Source organism: Hydrogenophaga sp. (assembly GCF_035481345.1).
Classification (GTDB): Bacteria; Pseudomonadota; Gammaproteobacteria; order Burkholderiales; family Burkholderiaceae_C; genus Hydrogenophaga.
On sequence record NZ_DATIGV010000114.1, the window covers coordinates 1 to 17,634 of the forward strand.

Below are 17,634 nucleotides of genomic sequence, written 5' to 3' on the forward strand. Positions count from 1 at the left end.
CGCACGCGCAAGGTGCGCCGCGGCTTCATCGCGCAGAAGTACGGCGTCCTGGTCGAGGCGCTGTATGGCGGGCGCGCCAGCCAGCACATCGAGACCGAAGTGAAGTTCGAGGACGGGCGCGTGGGCAAGGTGGCCGCCGACATCGTCCTGCGAGAGGCCAGGCGGCATCCCGTCGCGGCAAGGGAGGCGGCATGATGACCACGGCCCGGGAGTCACGCATCGGCGAGGTGGTGCTCGACCTGCAGAACATATCGCTGGCCTTCGGCGGCGTGAAGGCGTTGTCCGATATTTCGTTCAACGTGCGCGAGCACGAGATCCGCGCCATCATCGGTCCCAATGGCGCGGGCAAGAGCTCGATGCTCAACGTGGTCAACGGCGTCTACACGCCGCAGCAGGGCAGCATCGTCTTCGACGGGCGCACCTTCTCGCGCATGACGCCCAGGCGCGCGGCCGAGATGGGGATCGCGCGCACCTTCCAGAACCTGGCGCTGTTCAAGGGCATGAGCGTGCTCGACAACATCATGAGCGGGCGCAACCTGCGCATGAAGAGCGGTCTGCTGGCGCAGGCGTTCCGGCTCGGTCCGGCCGAGCGCGAGGAGATCGCCCACCGCGAGTTCGTCGAGAACATCATCGATTTCCTCGAGATCCAGGCCTGGCGCAAGACCCCGGTGGGGCGGCTGCCGTATGGCCTGCAGAAGCGGGTCGACCTGGGGCGGGCGCTGGCCATGGAGCCGCGCATGCTGCTGCTCGACGAGCCCATGGCGGGGATGAACATCGAGGAGAAGCAGGACATGAGCCGCTTCATCCTGGACGTGAACGACGAGTTCGGCACCACGATCGTGCTGATCGAGCACGACATGGGCGTGGTGATGGACATCTCCGACCGCGTGGTGGTGCTCGACTACGGCAGGAAGATCGGCGACGGCACCCCGGACGAGGTGCGCGGAAACGAGGAGGTCATCAAGGCCTACCTCGGCACGAGCCACTGAGAGCGGGAGACAACGACATGGCTTTCTTTCTCGAAGCACTGCTGGGCGGCCTGATGGCCGGCATGCTCTATTCCCTGGTGGCCCTGGGCTTCGTGCTCATCTTCAAGGCCTCGGGGGTGTTCAACTTCGCGCAGGGCGCGATGGTGCTGTTCGCCGCGCTGGCGATGGCGCGCTTCTCCGAATGGGTGCCCGGCTGGCTGGGCATCGAAAGCAAGCTGCTGGGCAACGTCATCGCCTTCGCGCTGGCCGGCGCACTCATGTATGTGGTGGCCTGGGTCATCGAACGATTCGTGCTGCGCCACCTGGTCAACCAGGAGGGCGTGACCCTGCTGATGGCCACGCTGGGCATCACCTACTTCCTCGACGGCCTGGGGCAGACCATCTTTGGCTCGGACATCTACCAGATCGACGTCGGCATGCCCAAGGACCCCGTGTTCCTGTTCGAGGGCACGTTCGAAGGCGGCGTGCTGGTGAACCTGGAGGACGTGTACGCCGCCATCGTGGCCGCGCTGCTGGTGGGCGCGCTCAGCCTGTTTTTCCAGAAGACCGGCACCGGGCGCGCGCTGCGCGCGGTGGCCGACGACCACCAGGCCGCGCAGTCCATCGGCATCGCGCTCAACCGGATCTGGGTGATCGTGTGGTTCGTCGCCGGCATCACGGCACTGGTGGCCGGTGTCATCTGGGGCTCCAAGCTCGGCGTGCAGTTCTCGCTCACCACCGTCGCACTGCGCGCGCTGCCCGTGATCATTCTGGGCGGCCTCACCTCGGTGCCCGGCGCCATCATCGGCGGGCTCATCATCGGCGTGGGAGAGAAGCTCTCCGAGGTCTATCTCGGGCCCTTCGTCGGCGGTGGCATCGAGATCTGGTTCGCCTACGTGCTCGCCCTCGTCTTCCTGCTCTTCCGTCCCCAGGGCCTTTTCGGGGAAAAGATCATCGACCGCGTCTGACCCGTTGCCACGCCCGACGCCCAACGCCCAACGCAGGACCTCGCACCATGTTCTACCGTGAGAACGGTCAATTCAAGACCTCCTACCGCGCCGACCAGCAGATCTTCCCGATCGCGCAGGACCGCTGGGCCATCCTCGCCATCGTCGCCTTCGCCTTCATCGGTGTGCCGCTGCTGGCCGACGAGTACCTCTTTCGCGCCATCTTCATTCCCTTCCTGATCCTCGCGCTGGCGGCCATCGGCGTGAACATCCTGGTGGGCTACTGTGGCCAGATCAGCCTGGGTTCGGGCGCCTTCATGGCCGTCGGCGCCTACATGGCCTACAACGCGCTCATCCGCGTTGAGGGCATGCCGCTGATCGCGGCGCTGCTCATTGGCGGCTTCTTCGCCACGCTGGTGGGCATCTTCTTCGGCATTCCCAGTCTTCGCGTGAAAGGCCTGTACCTGGCGGTGGCCACCCTGGCCGCGCAGTTCTTCTGCGACTGGGCCTTCCTGCGCGTCGGCTGGTTCACCAACCACACCGCCTCGGGCTCGGTGTCGGTGTCGAACCTGCAGGTGCTGGGCTGGCAGATCAACACGCCGGTGGAGAAGTACCTCTTCTGCCTGGGCTTCGTGGTGGTGTTCGCGCTGCTGGCCAAGAACCTGGTGCGCTCGGCGATCGGGCGCGAGTGGATGGCCATCCGCGACATGGACGTGGCCGCCGCGGTCATCGGGATCCGCCCGATGTACGCCAAGCTCAGCGCCTTTGCGGTGAGCAGTTTCATCATCGGCGTGGCCGGTGGCCTGTGGGGCTTCGTGCACCTGGGCTCGTGGGAGCCCGCGGCCTTCTCCATCGACCGCAGCTTCCAGTTGCTGTTCATGGTGATCATCGGTGGCATGGGCTCCATCATGGGCAGCTTCTTCGGCGCGGCCTTCATCGTGGTGCTGCCCATCTTTCTCAACCAGTTCCTGCCGTGGCTGGGCTCGCTCGTGGGCATCACCATTTCCACGGCGGCGGTGTCGCACACCGAATTCATGATCTTCGGCGCCCTGATCGTGTGGTTCCTCATCGTGGAGCCACACGGCCTGGCGCGCCTGTGGAGCATCGGCAAACAGAAGTTGCGGCTCTGGCCCTTTCCGCACTGACCGATCCGAAGGGCCCGCTTTTCAAGTGTGTGTGTTCGCTAATCAAAGGAGACAAGTGATGAAGCTGCGCAAGATCGTCTGGACCGCTGCGGCGGTATGCACGGGACTGGCCGCGCTGGCGGCAGCGCCTGCGGCCATGGCCCAGGAACAGTTCTTCCCCTCGCTGGTGTACCGCACAGGGCCGTACGCGCCCAACGGTGTGCCCTTTGCCAACGGCTACGCCGATTACCTCAAGCTCACCAACGCTCGCGGGGGCATCAACGGCGTGAAGGTCTCGTTCGAGGAATGCGAGACCGGCTACGCCACCGACCGTGGCGTGGAGTGCTATGAGCGTCTGAAGGGCAAGAACGGTGGGGCCACGGTGTTCCAGCCGCTGTCCACCGGCATCACCTTCGCACTGACCGAGAAGGCCCCCACCGACAAGATCCCCCTGATCACCGCGGGCTATGGCCGCAGCGAGTCGGCCGATGGCGGCGTATTCAAGTGGAACTTCCCGATCGCCGGCACCTACTGGGTCGCGGCCGACGTGCTGATCCAGCACATCGCCAAGAAGGAAGGCGGTCTGGACAAACTCAAGGGCAAGCACATCGCGCTGATCTACCACGACAGCCCGTTCGGCAAGGAGCCCATCCCGCTGCTGCAGGAGCGCGCGGCCATGCACGGCTTCAAGCTCAGCCTGCTGCCCGTGACCCACCCCGGCGTGGAGCAGAAGGCCACCTGGCTGCAGATCCGCCGCGACCGGCCCGACTACGTGCTCAACTGGGGCTGGGGCGTGATGAACTCCACCGCACTCAAGGAAGCGCAGGCCACGGGCTATCCGCGCGACAAGATGTACGGCGTGTGGTGGGCCGGCGCCGAGCCCGACGTGAAGGACGTGGGCGCTGGCGCCAAGGGCTACAACGCCGTGACCATGCAGCACGGCACCGAGAAGGGTGCCGCCGTGGTGAAGGAGATCCTTGAAAAGCTGCACGCCAAGGGCCAGGGCACCGGACCCAAGGAAGAGGTGGGCGACGTGCTGTACATGCGCGGCCTCATCAGCGCCATGTTCGGCGTCGAGGGCGTGCGCGCCGCACAGGAACGCTTCGGCAAGGGCAAGGTGATGACCGGCGAGCAGGCGCGCTGGGGCTACGAGAACCTCAACCTCACCCAGGCCAAGCTCGACGCGCTCGGCTTCAAGGGCGTGATGCGCCCCGTCTCCACCAGTTGCCAGGACCACATGGGCGCCAACTGGGCCCGGGTGCACACCTGGGACGGCAACCAATGGGCCTTCAGCAGCGACTGGCTGCAGGCCGATGAGCAGATCATCAAACCGATGGTGAAGACCGCGGCCGACAAGTACGCGGCCGAGAAGAAGCTGACGCGCCGCGCGGCTTCCGACTGCGGCAGCTGATCCCCCCGCCGCGCCTCGCGCGCGGCGTCATGTGCAAGGGCGGCGCGCTGCCCTTGCACATGGTCCCGAAGGAATCTTCATGAGCACCGAATCCCCCCTCGTCCTCAACGTCAACGGCATCGAGGTCATCTACAACCACGTGATCCTCGTGCTCAAGGGCGTCTCGCTCACGGTGCGCGAGGGCCAGATCGCGGCCATCCTGGGCGGCAACGGCGCCGGCAAGACGACCACGCTGCGCGCCATCTCCAACCTGCTCAAGGCCGAGCGCGGCGAGGTCACCAAGGGCAGCATCGAGCTGCGCGGCGAACGAATCGAAAACCTCTCGCCGGCCGACCTGGTGCAGCGCGGCGTGGTGCAGGTGATGGAGGGGCGCCACTGCTTCGCGCACCTCACCATCGAAGAGAACCTGATGACCGGGTCCTACACGCGCAAGGACAAGGCCGAGGTGGCGCGCAACCTGGAGAAGGTCTACACCTACTTTCCGCGCCTGAAGACGCGGCGCACCAGCCAGGCCGCCTACACCAGCGGCGGCGAACAGCAGATGTGCGCCATCGGCCGCGCGCTGATGGCCAACCCCAGCGTGGTGCTGTTGGACGAACCCAGCATGGGCCTGGCGCCGCAGATCGTGGAGGAGGTCTTCGAGATCGTGAAGGACCTCAACCACAAGGAAGGCGTGACCGTGCTGCTGGCCGAGCAGAACACCAACATGGCCCTGCGCTACGCGGACTACGGCTACATCATGGAAAGCGGACGCATCGTGATGGACGGGCCCGCGGCCGATCTGCGCAACAACGAGGACGTCAAGGAGTTCTACCTCGGCATGGGCGGGGGCGAGCGCAAGAGTTTCAAAGACGTGAAGAGCTACAAGCGGAGGAAGAGGTGGCTGGCGTGACCGACAAACCGTTCTTCGACGCGCTGGAGGCGCGTTCACCCGAGCAACGCGAGGCCGAACAGATGGCCGCGCTGGCGAAACAGGTGGCGCACGCGCAGGCCCACAGCGCCGCCTTCGCCGAGATCCTCAAGGGCGTGGACGCCGCGGCCGTCACCAGCCGCGCCGCACTGGCGCAACTGCCCGTCACGCGCAAGGGCGCCCTGCTGGAGCGCCAGCGCGCCCAGGTGGCGCGCGACCCGTTCGGCGGCTTCAGCGCGCTGGTGCGCGGACCGGGCATGACGCGCCTGTACGCCTCACCCGGCCCCATCTACGAACCCGAGGGCGCCACACGCGATTACTGGCGCACGGGCCGCGCCCTGTACGCCGCGGGCTTTCGCGCCGGCGAGCTGGTGCACAACGCCTTCAGCTACCACATGACGCCGGGTGCCTTCATCCTCGAATCGGGCGCGCACGCGGTGGGCTGCACCGTCTTCCCGGCCGGCACCGGTCAGACCGAGCAGCAGCTGCAGGCCATGGCCGAGCTGCGGCCCCAGGCCTACACCGGCACGCCCAGCTTCCTGCGCATCCTGATCGAGAAGGCCGCCGAGACCGGCGCCGACATCGGCTCGCTGAAAAAGGCCGTGGTGGGCGGCGAGGCCTGCCCGCCCAGCCTCACCACCTGGTTCGCCGAGCGCGGCGTGGCCGTGTACCAGACCTACGCCACCGCCGACCTCGGCCTGGTGGCGTACGAGACCGCCGCACGCCAAGGCCTGGTGGTCGAGGAACAGGTCATCGTGGAGATCGTGCGCCCCGGCACGGGCGACCCGCTGGCCGAGGGCGAGGTGGGCGAGCTGGTGGTCACCTCGCTCAACCCGGCCTACCCGCTGATCCGCTTCGGCACGGGCGACCTGTCGGCCGTGCTGCCCGGCACCTGCCCCACCGGCCGCACGGCGCCGCGCATCAAGGGCTGGATGGGCCGCGCCGACCAGACCACCAAGGTGCGCGGCATGTTCGTGCACCCCTCGCAGGTGGCCGACATCGCCCGCCGCTTCCCGCAGATCCGCAAGGCACGCCTGGTGGTCAGCGGGGAAATGGCCAACGACCGCATGTGCCTGCGCGTGGAGTCCGCCGAGGCCGGCGAGCCCCTGCGCGAACTCATCGCCGCCGCCGTGCGCGACGTGACCAAGCTGCGCAGCGAGGTGGAACTGGTGGCGCCGGGCAGCCTGCCGAACGACGGCAAGGTGATCGAGGACGCCCGCAGCTACCAGTGAGCGCCGCCTCGGCGGGCGGCTGCACCCTGGGTGCTGGGGTTTGCCCGGGTGGGCCCCTACGTATTTCCCGCGATTCGGGGCATCGGGGCCGGCCATAGCATCCGCGGGTCACACCCGCAACCTCCTTGAGGAGACCACCATGAAACAGCTTGTCACCCTGGCCCTGGGCGCGACCCTCGCGGCCGGCGCCTTCGCCCAGACCTTCCCCAGCAAAACCGTCACCTTCGTCGTGCCCTTCGCCGCGGGCGGCCCCACCGACCTCGTGGCGCGCCAGTTGGCCGAGGCCATGCGCAAACCCCTGGGCGAGAACGCCAACATCGTGGTCGAAAACACGGCCGGCGCTGGCGGCACCATCGCGGCCACCCGCGTGGCGCGCGCCCCCAAGGACGGCTACACCCTGCTCGTGTGGCACATCGGCATGGCCGCCACCGACAGCCTCTACAAGAAGAAGCAGTTCAACGCGCTGGAAGACTTCGAATACCTGGGCGCCATCAACGACGTGCCCATGACCCTGCTGGGCTCCAACAAGCTCAACGCCAACACCTACCGCGACTTCGAGGCCTACATCCGCGCCAACGGCGGCAAGCTCAACCTGGCGCACGCCGGCCTGGGTTCGGCCTCGCACATCTGCGGCCTGATGTGGCAGCACGCGGTGAAGCTGGACAAGTCCATGACCACCATCGCCTACCGCGGCACCGGCCCGGCCATGAACGACCTCATCGGCGGCCAGGTGGACGTGATGTGCGACCAGACCACCAACACCACCGCCCAGATCGAAGGCGGCCGCGTGAAGGCCTTCGCCGTGACCACGGCCAAGCCGCTGAGCACCCACCCCGTCCTCAAGCACTACCCCTCGCTGCAGGAGATGGGCCTCAAGGGCTTCAACCTCACCATCTGGCACGGCATGTACGCACCGAAAGGCACGCCGCCCGACGTGCTGAAGAAGCTCAACGACGCCCTCAAGGTCGCGCTGAAGGACCCCAAGTTCATCAAGGGCCAGGAAGAGCTGGGCGCCATCGTCGTGAACGACGACCGTGTCACGCCCGAGGGCCACAAGAAGTTCGTGGCCAACGAGATCGCCAAGCTGAAGGTGGTGGTGGACGCCGCCGGCCAGTACGCCGATTGATAGGGAACACCCCCCGCGGCGCTTCGCGCCACCCCCCTGAAGGGGGGCGACACCTGCGGCCCGGCGAAGCCGGTTCCGCGGTGTCTCTGGGCTGACACCTGCGCTCGCCAGGTAGTGGTCCTCCGGTTGACTCCTCGCCCGATCCCGATAGGCTGGCGGCCACTCACCGCATCCATCGAACAGGAGACAACCGCATGCACCTCAGCCGCCGATCCCTCGTCGCCCTCGCCGCCGCCCTGGCGGTGCCCGCCACCGCGCTCGCGCAGGGCGCCTGGCCCACCAAGCCCGTGCGCATCGTCGTGCCCTTCGCGCCGGGTGGCACCACCGACATCCTGGCCCGCACCATCGCGCCCGAACTCACCAAGGCCTTCGGCCAGAGCTTCGTGGTGGAAAACCGCGCGGGCGCGGGCGGCAACATCGGCGCCGAGGTGGTGGCCAAGTCCCCGGGCGACGGCTACACCCTGCTCATGGGCACCGTGGGCACGCACGGCATCAACAAATCCCTCTACAGCAAGCTGCCGTACGACCCGCAGAAGGACTTCGCGCCCGTGACCCTGGTGGCCGGCGTACCCAACGTCATGGTGATGAGCACCAAACGCGCGCAGGAACTGGGCGTCAACAGCGTGGCGGACTTCATCCGCGCGGCCAAGGCCCGCCCGGGGCGGCTGAACATGGCCTCCAGCGGCAACGGCACCTCCATCCACCTGGCGGGCGAGCTGTTCAAATCACGCACCGGCATCTTCATGACGCACATCCCCTACCGCGGCTCGGGCCCCGCCATGACGGACCTGCTCGCCGGCAACATGGACGTGATGTTCGACAACCTGCCCTCGGCCATGGCCCACATCCAGGCCGGCAACCTCAAGGCCTTCGCCGTCACCAGTGCCGTGCGCTCGGCCGCCCTGCCCGACGTACCCACCGTGGCCGAGGCCGGCAAGCTGCCCGGCTTCGAGGCCAGTTCCTGGTTCGGCCTGCTCGCCCCGGCCGGCACACCGGCCGACGTGGTGAGCCGCCTGCAGCAGGAAACCGCCAAGGCACTCAATGCGCCGGCCGTGAAGGAGCGCCTGCTGGCCCAGGGCGCGATTCCCAGCGGCAACACGCCGGCCGAGTTCGCGGCACTGATCGATGCGGAGATCAAGAAATGGGAGGCCGTGGTGAAGGCCTCCGGCGCGAAAGTGGACTGACACCACCCCCCTTTCAAGGCACCCGCGGGACTGGCTCCGCCAAGCCGCAGGGTGCGCCCCCATCGCGCAGCACAGGGGGGGAGCGGCGACGCCGCGCGGGGGTGTTTCGCTCTACACCCCCCAGGTCATCTCCACGCCCGCCTTCTGGGCACGCTGCAGCATCTCGATGAAAGGCGTACTGCGCATGCGCAGGCTCACGGTCTCAAACTGAGGCAGGACCTCACCCTTGGCTTCCGCCTCGTCGCGCAGGCGTTTCTGCTCGGCCTCTTCGGCCAGCACCGCCGCGCGGATCGCGTCGATCGCGCGGGGCATGTCATCGGGCAGCAGCACGCCAGGGCTGTCCGGGTCCTTGCCCAGGATCTCCAGCAGGCGCTTGCCGTGCGCCGGGAGCATGACGAGGTCCCCGGTCTCGCGGGATTTGAAGCGGTACACACTCATATGGTTTCTCACTTGGCTTATCTATAAACATTACTCCCTTGGCAGCGCCCATGCCAGTGCATCGGTGCAATGCGTGGCTCCGAGATGAGGGTTTACCCGGTTGTTGGCCGTTGTTTCAGGTCTAAACTAATTAGACATGAAAACCTCCCTGCAACGCATCCTGTGCATCGGCGGCGGCCCGGCGGGTCTGTACTTCGCGCTGCTGATGAAGCGGCGCCAGCCCTCCCTGGAGATCACCGTCGTCGAGCGCAACCGCCCCTTCGACACCTTCGGCTGGGGCGTGGTGCTGTCCGACCAGACCCTGGGCAATCTGCGCGCCGCCGACCCCGAAACCGCGCAGGAGATCGGCGACGCCTTCAACCACTGGGACGACATCGAGGTCTTCTACAAGGGGCGCAGCGTGCGCAGCGGCGGCCACGGCTTCTGCGGCATCGGGCGCAAGCGGCTGCTCAACGTGCTGCAGGCGCGCTGCCAGCAGCTCGGCGTGAACCTGGTGTTCGAGACCGACGTCACCGACGACCAGGCCCTGGCCGCCCAGTACAACGCCGACCTGGTGATCGCCAGCGACGGCCTCAACAGCCGCATCCGCACGCGCTACGCCAGCACCTTCGAACCCGACATCGACACGCGCCAGTGCCGCTTCGTGTGGCTGGGCACCAAGAAGACCTTCGACGCCTTCACCTTCGCCTTCGTCCAGACCGAGCACGGCTGGTTTCAGGCGCACGCCTACCAGTTCGACGCCGACACCTCCACCTTCATCGTGGAGACGCCCGAGGCGGTTTGGCAGGCGCACGGCATCGATCGGATGAGCCAGGAAGACGCCATCGCCTTCTGCGAGAAGCTCTTCGCGCCCTACCTGGACGGCCACCGCCTGATCAGCAACGCCGCGCACCTGCGCGGCTCGGCCATCTGGATCCGCTTCCCGCGCGTGATCTGCAAGACCTGGGTGAACCACGAAGACATCGCTGGTCGCCGCGTCCCCATCGTGCTCATGGGCGACGCCGCCCACACCGCGCATTTCTCCATCGGCAGCGGCACCAAGCTCGCACTGGAAGACGCCATCGACCTGGCCACCGAGTTCGAACGCCACCCCGAGGCCGACGTGGCCACCGTGCTGCAAGCCTACGAGGCCCGCCGCAGCGTGGAGGTGCTCAAGATCCAGAACGCCGCGCGCAACTCCACCGAATGGTTCGAGCACGTGGACCGCTACACGGCCATGGACATCGAGCAGTTCGCCTACTCGCTGCTCACGCGCAGCCAGCGCATCAGCCACGAGAACCTGCGCTTGCGCGATGCGAAGTGGCTCGAGGGCTATGAAAACTGGCTGAGCCAGCGCGCCGGCAAGCCCCCCGCGAAACACCCCACCCCGCCCATGCTGCTGCCGCTGAAGGTGCGCGGCGTCGAACTCAAGAACCGCATCGTCGTCTCTCCCATGGCGCAGTACAAGGCCGTGGACGGCGTGGTGGGCGACTGGCACTTCGTGCACCTGGGCGCGCGCGCCGCGGGCGGCGCGGCGCTGGTGATGGTGGAGATGACCAGCCCCACGCCCGAGGGCCGCATCACGCCCGGCTGCCCCGGGCTGTGGAACGACCAGCAGCAAAGCGCGTTCGAGCGCATCGTGCGCTTCGCGCACGAGCAAGGCAACGGCGCCAAGATCGGCCTGCAGCTGGGCCACAGCGGGGCCAAGGGCTCCACGCAGCTCGGCTGGGAAGCCATCGACGAGCCCCTGCCCGCCGGCAACTGGCCCCTGCTGTCGGCCAGCGCCGTGGCCTACGGCGAACAGAACCAGGTGCCGCGCGCCATGACGCGCGCCGACATGGACACCATGACCGCCGCCTTCGTCGAATCGACGAAGCGCGCCGCCGCCGCCGGCTTCGACTGGCTGGAGCTGCACTGCGCGCACGGCTACCTGCTCTCGGCCTTCATCAGCCCGCTCACCAACCGGCGCACCGACGCGTACGGCGGTTCGCTGGAGAACCGCTGCCGCTACCCGCTGGAGGTGTTCACCGCCATGCGCGCCGCCTGGCCCGCCGACAAGCCCATGAGCGTGCGCATCTCCGCGCACGACTGGGCGCCGGGCGGCACCACGCCCGACGACGCGGTGGCCATCGCGCGCCTGTTCAAGGCCGCGGGCTGCGACGTGATCGACGTGTCCTCCGGCCAGACCACGCGTCAGGCGAAGCCGGTGTATGGCCGCATGTACCAGACGCCCTTCGCCGATCGCGTGCGCAACGAGGTCGACATCCTCACCATGGCGGTGGGCGCCATCAGCGAGGCCGACCACGCCAACAGCATCATCGCCGCCGGCCGCGCCGACCTGTGCGCCGTGGCGCGACCGCACCTGGCCAACCCGGCCTGGACCCTGCACGAGGCCGCCAAGCTGCAGACGCGCGCCATCGACTGGCCCGCGCCCTACCTCAGCGGTCGCGACCAGCTCTACCGCGAGCTCGCGCGCCAGCAAGCCTTGAAAGCACCAGAGGAAGAGGAGACGACCAAGTGAGCGACATCGAAACCCTGGACCTGGAAGCGCGCGCCCACAGCGAACACGCGCACGAGCTGCGGCTGTGGCTGCGCCTGCTCACCTGCTCGCAGCTCATCGAGAAGCGCGTGCGCGCGGGCCTGCGCGAGCACTTCGACACCACGCTGCCGCGCTTCGACCTCATGGCGCAGCTCGAGCGCCACCCCGAGGGCCTGAAGATGAAGGAGCTGTCGCACCGGCTCATGGTCACGGGCGGCAACGTCACCGGCATCACCGACCAGTTGGTGGCCGAGGGCCTGGTGGAGCGCACCGGCGTCGAGGGCGACCGGCGCGCCTTCCGCGTGCGCCTGACCGACCGCGGCCGCCGCGCCTTCACGCAGATGGCCGAACAACACGAGCACTGGATCGTGGAGGCCTTCGAGGGCCTCTCCCCGCGCGACCTGGAGCAGCTCTACAAGCTGCTCGGCAAGGTGAAGCAGCACCAGCTCGACCTCAACCAGCGCCTGACGGACGCCCTCGAATGAAACACCCCATTCCCGACCACAACCCCATGCGCGGCCAGTACGCGCCCGCCCCCGCCTCTCCCACGCACTTCGCCCTGTCCGTGGCGAACGGCGTGGCCACCGTCACGCTCAACCGCCCGGACCGCAAGAACCCGCTGACCTTCGACTCCTACGCCGAGCTGCGCGACTGGTTCACCGGCCTGCAGCGCGCCACCGACGTGAAGGCCGTGGTGCTCACCGGCGCCGGCGGCAACTTCTGCTCGGGCGGCGACGTGCACGAGATCATCGGCCCGCTCACCACCATGAGCATGCCCGAGCTGCTGGCCTTCACGCGCATGACCGGCGCCCTGGTGAGCGCCATGCGGGCCTGTCCGCAGCCCATCGTGGCCGCCATCGACGGCGTGTGCGCCGGTGCCGGCGCCATGATGGCGCTGGCCAGCGACCTGCGTCTGGGCACGCCGCGCACCAGCACCGCCTTCCTGTTCACGCGCGTGGGCCTGGCCGGCGCCGACATGGGCGCCTGCGCGTTGCTGCCGCGCGTGATCGGCCAGGGCCGCGCGAGCGAGCTGCTGTTCACCGGCCGATCGATGAAGGCCGAAGAAGGCCTGGCCTGGGGTTTCTTCAACGCGCTGCACGAGCCCGAGGCCCTGCCCGAGGCCGCGGCGAAGCTGGCGCAGTCGCTCGCCGAGGGACCGACCTTCGCGCATGGCATGACCAAGACCATGCTGCACCAGGAATGGGCCATGACCCTGGACCAGGCCATCGAGGCCGAGGCCCAGGCACAGGCCATCTGCATGCAGACGCAGGACTTCCGCCGCGCGTACGAGGCCTTCGCCGCCAAGCAGCGCCCCGTCTTTCAGGGAGATTGAGGTGGTGGCTTTTGACCGTCCCCACGGCATGACCCCACCGCAGGCGCAGTGGGAGCTTCCCTTCTTCACCGAGCACCATCACACGCTCGCGCTCGGCCTGGCCGACTGGGCCGGGGCGCAGCGGGTCGATGAATCCGACGACCGCCGCGCCTGCCGCGAGTGGGTTCACAAGCTCGGCGAGGCCGGCTGGCTGCGCTACTGCGTGCCCGCCGCGCACGGCGGCGCACTGGACAAGCTCGATTCGCGCGCCCTGGTGATCCTGCGTGAGACGCTGGCCTTCCACTCGCCGCTGGCCGATTTCGCCTTCGCCATGCAGGGCCTGGGCAGCGGCAGCATCACGCTCGGTGGCAGCGAGGCGCAGCGCGAACAGCGCCTGCGCGCCGTGGCCAGCGGCGCGCAGATCGCCGCCTTCGCGCTCAGCGAGCCCGAGGCCGGCTCCGACGTCGCGGGCATGAAGACCCGCGCGCGAGCGGTGGACGGCGGCTGGGTGCTCGATGGCCACAAGACCTGGATCAGCAACGGCGGCCTCGCCGACTTCTACGTGGTGTTCGCCAAGACCACACCCGACGCGGGCGCGCGCGGCATCAGCGCCTTCGTGGTGCCGGCCGACGCGCCGGGCCTGGACACCTCCGAGCACATCGACGTGATGGCCCCGCACCCGCTGGCCACGCTGAAGTTCACGAACTGCCGCGTCGGTGCCGACGCGCTGGTGGGTGCGGTGGATGGCGGCTTCAAGCTCGCCATGCAGACCCTGGACATCTTCCGTGCCTCCGTGGCCGCCGCCGCGCTGGGCATGGCGCGCCGTGCCTTCGCCGAGGCCGTGGCGCACGCCAAGCGGCGCGAAATGTTCGGCCAGCACCTGGCCGACTTCCAGCTCACGCAGGCGCGCCTGGGGGAGATGAGCGCGCTCATCGACGCCGCCGCCCTGCTCACCTACCGCGCCGCGTGGATGCGCGACGAAAGCCCCACGCAAGGGGCCGGCACACCCGCCTACACGGCCGCCGCCGCCGCCGCCAAGCTCACCGCCACCGAAAACGCCCAGCGCGTGATCGACATGGCCGTGCAGATGTTCGGCGGGCGCGGCGTGCGCGTGGGCGAGGTGGTGGAACACCTCTACCGCGACATCCGCTCGCTGCGCATCTACGAAGGTGCGAGCGAAGTCCAGCTCCTCATCCTCGGCAAAGCTGCGCTGAAAACATGACCTCCGCCCAGACCGACCGCTTCGTGCACGACCGACTGCCGCCCCGCGAGCAGTGGCCCGAGCTGCGCTTCGACACGCCGGAGCTGCGGGCCATTCCCGAGCAGGTGAACCTGGTGCAGGCCCTGTTCGATCGCGCCTTCGCCAACGGCCACGCCGACCGCCCCTTCCTGCGCAGCGAGGCGCGCACGCTGAGCTACGCGCAGGCGCGCGAAGCGGTGAACCGCATCGCCAACCTGCTGGTGCGCGAACGCGGCCTGGTGCCCGGCAACCGCGTGCTGCTGCGCGGCGGCAACTCGGTGGCCATGGCCCTGGCCTGGCTGGCCGTGGTGCAGGCCGGCCTGGTGGTGGTGGCCACCATGCCGCTGCTGCGCGCCAAGGAACTCAAGGGCATCATCGACAAGTCGCAGCCCGCGCTGCTGCTGTGCGACGCCGCGCTCACCGCCGAGCTGCAGGCCTGCGACAGCGCGTTGCCGCTGCTGCGCTTCAACACCGCTGACGCCGACAGCCTGGAGGCCTTGGCCGCGGCGCAGCCCGCGCAAGCCACGCCCTGCCCCACCGCGGGCGACGACATCGCCCTGCTGGCCTTCACCTCGGGCACCACGGGCGTGCCCAAGGCCGCCGTGCACACGCACCGCGACGTGCTGGCCGCCTGCGAGTGCTGGCCGCGCCACGTGCTGCGCGCCACGTCCGACGACGTCGTCATGGGCTCGCCGCCGCTGGCCTTCACCTTCGGTCTGGGTGGCCTGCTGATCTTTCCGATGTGGGCCGGCGCCTCGGTCTACTTCCCTTCCATTGCCTACACGCCCGAGGCCATGGTCAAGCTCATCGCCGAGAAGGGCGCGACCATCTGCTACACCGCGCCCACGTTCTACCGGCAGATGGCGCCCTTCGCGCAACAGCACGGCATCGGCAAGCTGCGCATCTGCGTGAGCGCGGGAGAGGGCCTGCCCGACGCCACGCGCCAGTTGTGGAAGCAGGCCAGCGGCATCGAGATGCTCGACGGCATCGGCGCCACCGAAATGTTCCACATCTTCGTCTCCGCCGCGCCCGAAGCCGTGCGGCGCGGCGCCATCGGCACGGTGGTGCCGGGCTACACCGCGCGCATCGTGAACGAGCAGGGCCAGCCCGTGCCCGACGGCCAGATCGGCCGCCTCGCGGTGATCGGCCCCACGGGCTGCCGCTACCTCGACGAGCCGCGCCAGACGCAGTACGTGCAGGGCGGCTGGAACTACCCCGGCGACGCCTTCCAGCGCGACGCCGACGGCTACTACTTCTACCAGGCGCGCACCGACGACATGATCATCACCGCCGGCTACAACGTGGCGGGGCCGGAGGTGGAGTCCTCGCTGCTCACGCACCCGGCGGTGGCCGAATGCGGCGTCGTCGGTCGGCCCGACGACGAGCGCGGGCAGGTGATCGTGGCCTACGTGGTGCTCAAGCCGGGCCACAGCGGCGACGCCGCCCTGGTGAAAGCCCTGCAGGACCACGCCAAGAACAGCATGGCGCCCTACAAGTACCCGCGCGAGGTGCTCTTCGTCGACCGACTCCCCCGCACCGAAACCGGCAAGCTGCAACGCTTCGCTCTAAGACAACAAGTATCCCGAGACAAGGCCTGAGACCATGCTGCAACAACTCCACCCCGAGGGCTGGCTGCCCGCCAAGGGCTACGCCAACGGCATCGCCGCGCGCGGCACGCAGATCTTCGTCGGCGGCCAGATCGGCTGGAACGGTCAACAGCAATTCGAGAGCGACGACTTCATCGCCCAGACGCGCCAGGCCTTGCAGAACGTGCACGAGGTGCTGGCCTGCGCGGGCGCCGGCCCCGAGCACATGGTGCGCATGACCTGGTACATCCTCGACCGCGACGAGTACAACGCGCGCCTGCGCGAACTCGGCGAGGCCTACCGCGCGGTGATGGGCAAGCACTTCCCCGCCATGACCTGCGTGGAGGTGCGCCGGCTGGTGGAGGCGCGCGCGAAGGTGGAGATCGAGGTGACGGCGGTGCTGCCGGACGCGCCGTCCCCTGGCGGCTGAACGGCGCGGGCGCCCTCAGGCGGTGCCGCCCACGCGGTCCGGCGGCAGCGTGAAACTCACGCGGCAGCCCTGGCCTGGCGCAGATTCGCAGCGGATGCCACCGCCGTGGCGCTCGACGATGCGGCGCGTGAGCGCCAGGCCCGTGCCCAGGCCTTCGAATTCGAGCGAGTGGTGCTGGCGCTGGAACAGCATGAAGAGCTTGTCCGATGCGCGCCGGTCAAACCCCACGCCGTTGTCGTGGACGTGGAGCACACGCTTGCCGTCGGCGCCGTCGCGCCAGCCGACCTCGATCACCGGGCGCTCGACGCCGCGCGTGAACTTCAAGGCGTTGTCCAGCAGATGGGAGAAGGCCTGCGAGAGCAGCATCGGGTCGCCGCGCACGCCGGGCAATCGGCCGTCGATGCGCCAGTCGACCATGGCCGCGTGGGCGTGACGGCTCAGGTGGGCGAGCACGCCCTGCACCAGAGGCGCCAGGGGAACGAAGCGCAGCTCCAGCGGCACGCGCGACAGGCGTGCGAATTCGAGCAGCGCGTCGATCATGCCGTTCACGCCATCGATGGCGACCAGGGCCGATTGCGTGTACTCCGCCTGCAAGACGTCGTGGGACCTCTGCGTGTGCTCGCGCATCAGGCGCAGGTAGCCCCTGGCCTGGCGCAGCGGCCCGCGCAGGTCGTGCGACAGGATCTGCGTGAAGGCGTCGATGTCGCGCATGGCCATGGCGTGCGAGCGCGTGCGCGACTCCAGGCGTGCCCGGAGGTCTTCGGCGTGCGTGTAGGGCACCAGCGCCTCGCGGTCCTGCCAGCGCGACAGGTCGAGCACCATGGTGTCGAAGCCCAGATACAGGCCGCTCGGATCGACCAGGGGCATGCCCATGAGCAAGGCCGAGAAGCGCTCGCCGGTGTGGCGTTGCAGCGCCAGCCGCAGCTCGCGCATCTGGCCGCTCTGGCGCATGCCTTCCACGAAGGCATCGAGCTCGCCCGCGCGCTCGTCGTATTCGGAAACGCCCAGGAAATGCACCAGCGGCGCCATGGCAGAGGACTGAGCGCCGAACCACTCGTGCGCCGTGGTGTTGGCGCTGTGCACCAGGCCATCCGCGGTGATCAGCAGCAGCGCACAGGGAAGGCGATCCCCGGGTGGCAGCGGCCACTCGGCCACCGGCAACACGGAGAGCAGGGGTCGGTTCAACACGGCAGGCAATCAATCAGCGC

At 68.6% G+C, this 17,634-nt stretch carries 17 protein-coding genes; 15 read left to right on the plus strand and 2 right to left on the minus strand.

Annotated features, from left to right (window positions below; translation table 11 throughout):
* From VLG41_RS12525 to VLG41_RS12565, 9 genes are all read left to right on the plus strand, one after another.
* Window positions 1-195 (plus strand): hypothetical protein (locus VLG41_RS12525; protein WP_325349736.1); only part of this gene is annotated, 195 nt, incomplete at its 5' end.
* The gene (locus VLG41_RS12530) at window positions 192-989 is read left to right on the plus strand and encodes an ABC transporter ATP-binding protein (RefSeq protein WP_325349737.1); all 798 of its coding nucleotides are present in this window, start codon (window positions 192-194) and stop codon (window positions 987-989) included. The genes VLG41_RS12525 and VLG41_RS12530, both read left to right, overlap by 4 nt.
* Window positions 990-1,006: 17 nt before the next feature.
* On the plus strand, window positions 1,007-1,936 hold the full coding sequence (locus VLG41_RS12535) for a branched-chain amino acid ABC transporter permease (protein ID WP_325349738.1): 930 nt from the start codon (window positions 1,007-1,009) through the stop codon (window positions 1,934-1,936).
* Between the two features lie 47 nt (window positions 1,937-1,983).
* Window positions 1,984-3,060: a branched-chain amino acid ABC transporter permease gene (locus VLG41_RS12540; protein WP_325349739.1), complete on the plus strand. Its 1,077-nt coding sequence runs from the start codon at window positions 1,984-1,986 to the stop codon at window positions 3,058-3,060.
* A gap of 58 nt (window positions 3,061-3,118) precedes the next feature.
* On the plus strand, window positions 3,119-4,450 hold the full coding sequence (locus VLG41_RS12545) for an ABC transporter substrate-binding protein (protein ID WP_325349740.1): 1,332 nt from the start codon (window positions 3,119-3,121) through the stop codon (window positions 4,448-4,450).
* 79 nt (window positions 4,451-4,529) lie between these two features.
* Window positions 4,530-5,342, plus strand: coding sequence for an ABC transporter ATP-binding protein (locus VLG41_RS12550; protein WP_325349741.1), 813 nt, complete (start codon window positions 4,530-4,532; stop codon window positions 5,340-5,342).
* 62 nt (window positions 5,343-5,404) lie between these two features.
* Window positions 5,405-6,592: a phenylacetate--CoA ligase family protein gene (locus tag VLG41_RS12555; RefSeq protein WP_325349761.1), complete on the plus strand. Its 1,188-nt coding sequence runs from the start codon at window positions 5,405-5,407 to the stop codon at window positions 6,590-6,592.
* A 139-nt stretch (window positions 6,593-6,731) separates the two neighbouring features.
* On the plus strand, window positions 6,732-7,718 hold the full coding sequence (locus tag VLG41_RS12560; protein WP_325349742.1) for a tripartite tricarboxylate transporter substrate-binding protein: 987 nt from the start codon (window positions 6,732-6,734) through the stop codon (window positions 7,716-7,718).
* A gap of 194 nt (window positions 7,719-7,912) precedes the next feature.
* Complete coding sequence (locus VLG41_RS12565; protein WP_325349743.1) at window positions 7,913-8,902, plus strand: tripartite tricarboxylate transporter substrate binding protein; 990 nt, start codon at window positions 7,913-7,915, stop codon at window positions 8,900-8,902.
* A gap of 111 nt (window positions 8,903-9,013) precedes the next feature.
* Here the strand turns inward: VLG41_RS12565 and VLG41_RS12570 are convergent, their stop codons facing one another.
* A complete protein-coding gene (locus VLG41_RS12570; protein WP_325349744.1) occupies window positions 9,014-9,340 on the minus strand; it encodes a DUF1840 domain-containing protein in 327 nt (108 codons plus the stop codon).
* Window positions 9,341-9,476: 136 nt separating this feature from the next.
* Between VLG41_RS12570 and VLG41_RS12575 the strand changes: the two genes are divergently transcribed.
* From VLG41_RS12575 to VLG41_RS12600, 6 genes are read left to right on the plus strand one after another with little or no spacing between them, the layout of a single operon-like run.
* Window positions 9,477-11,840: a bifunctional salicylyl-CoA 5-hydroxylase/oxidoreductase gene (locus VLG41_RS12575; protein ID WP_325349745.1), complete on the plus strand. Its 2,364-nt coding sequence runs from the start codon at window positions 9,477-9,479 to the stop codon at window positions 11,838-11,840.
* A gap of 14 nt (window positions 11,841-11,854) precedes the next feature.
* The gene (locus VLG41_RS12580) at window positions 11,855-12,343 is read left to right on the plus strand and encodes a MarR family transcriptional regulator (RefSeq protein WP_325349762.1); all 489 of its coding nucleotides are present in this window, start codon (window positions 11,855-11,857) and stop codon (window positions 12,341-12,343) included.
* Window positions 12,340-13,191: an enoyl-CoA hydratase family protein gene (locus tag VLG41_RS12585; protein ID WP_325349746.1), complete on the plus strand. Its 852-nt coding sequence runs from the start codon at window positions 12,340-12,342 to the stop codon at window positions 13,189-13,191. The genes VLG41_RS12580 and VLG41_RS12585 overlap by 4 nt, the downstream gene beginning before the upstream one ends.
* Before the next feature lie 28 nt (window positions 13,192-13,219).
* The gene (locus VLG41_RS12590; protein WP_325349747.1) at window positions 13,220-14,392 is read left to right on the plus strand and encodes an acyl-CoA dehydrogenase family protein; all 1,173 of its coding nucleotides are present in this window, start codon (window positions 13,220-13,222) and stop codon (window positions 14,390-14,392) included.
* On the plus strand, window positions 14,389-16,008 hold the full coding sequence (locus tag VLG41_RS12595) for an AMP-binding protein (protein WP_325349748.1): 1,620 nt from the start codon (window positions 14,389-14,391) through the stop codon (window positions 16,006-16,008). Before VLG41_RS12590 ends, VLG41_RS12595 begins: the two co-directional genes overlap by 4 nt.
* Before the next feature lie 4 nt (window positions 16,009-16,012).
* Window positions 16,013-16,426, plus strand: coding sequence for a RidA family protein (locus VLG41_RS12600; protein WP_325349749.1), 414 nt, complete (start codon window positions 16,013-16,015; stop codon window positions 16,424-16,426).
* A gap of 15 nt (window positions 16,427-16,441) precedes the next feature.
* On the opposite strand, the gene VLG41_RS12605 is transcribed toward VLG41_RS12600, so the two are convergent.
* The gene (locus VLG41_RS12605) at window positions 16,442-17,614 is read right to left on the minus strand and encodes a sensor histidine kinase (protein WP_325349750.1); all 1,173 of its coding nucleotides are present in this window, start codon (window positions 17,612-17,614) and stop codon (window positions 16,442-16,444) included.
* Between the last annotated feature and the right edge of the window lie 20 nt (window positions 17,615-17,634).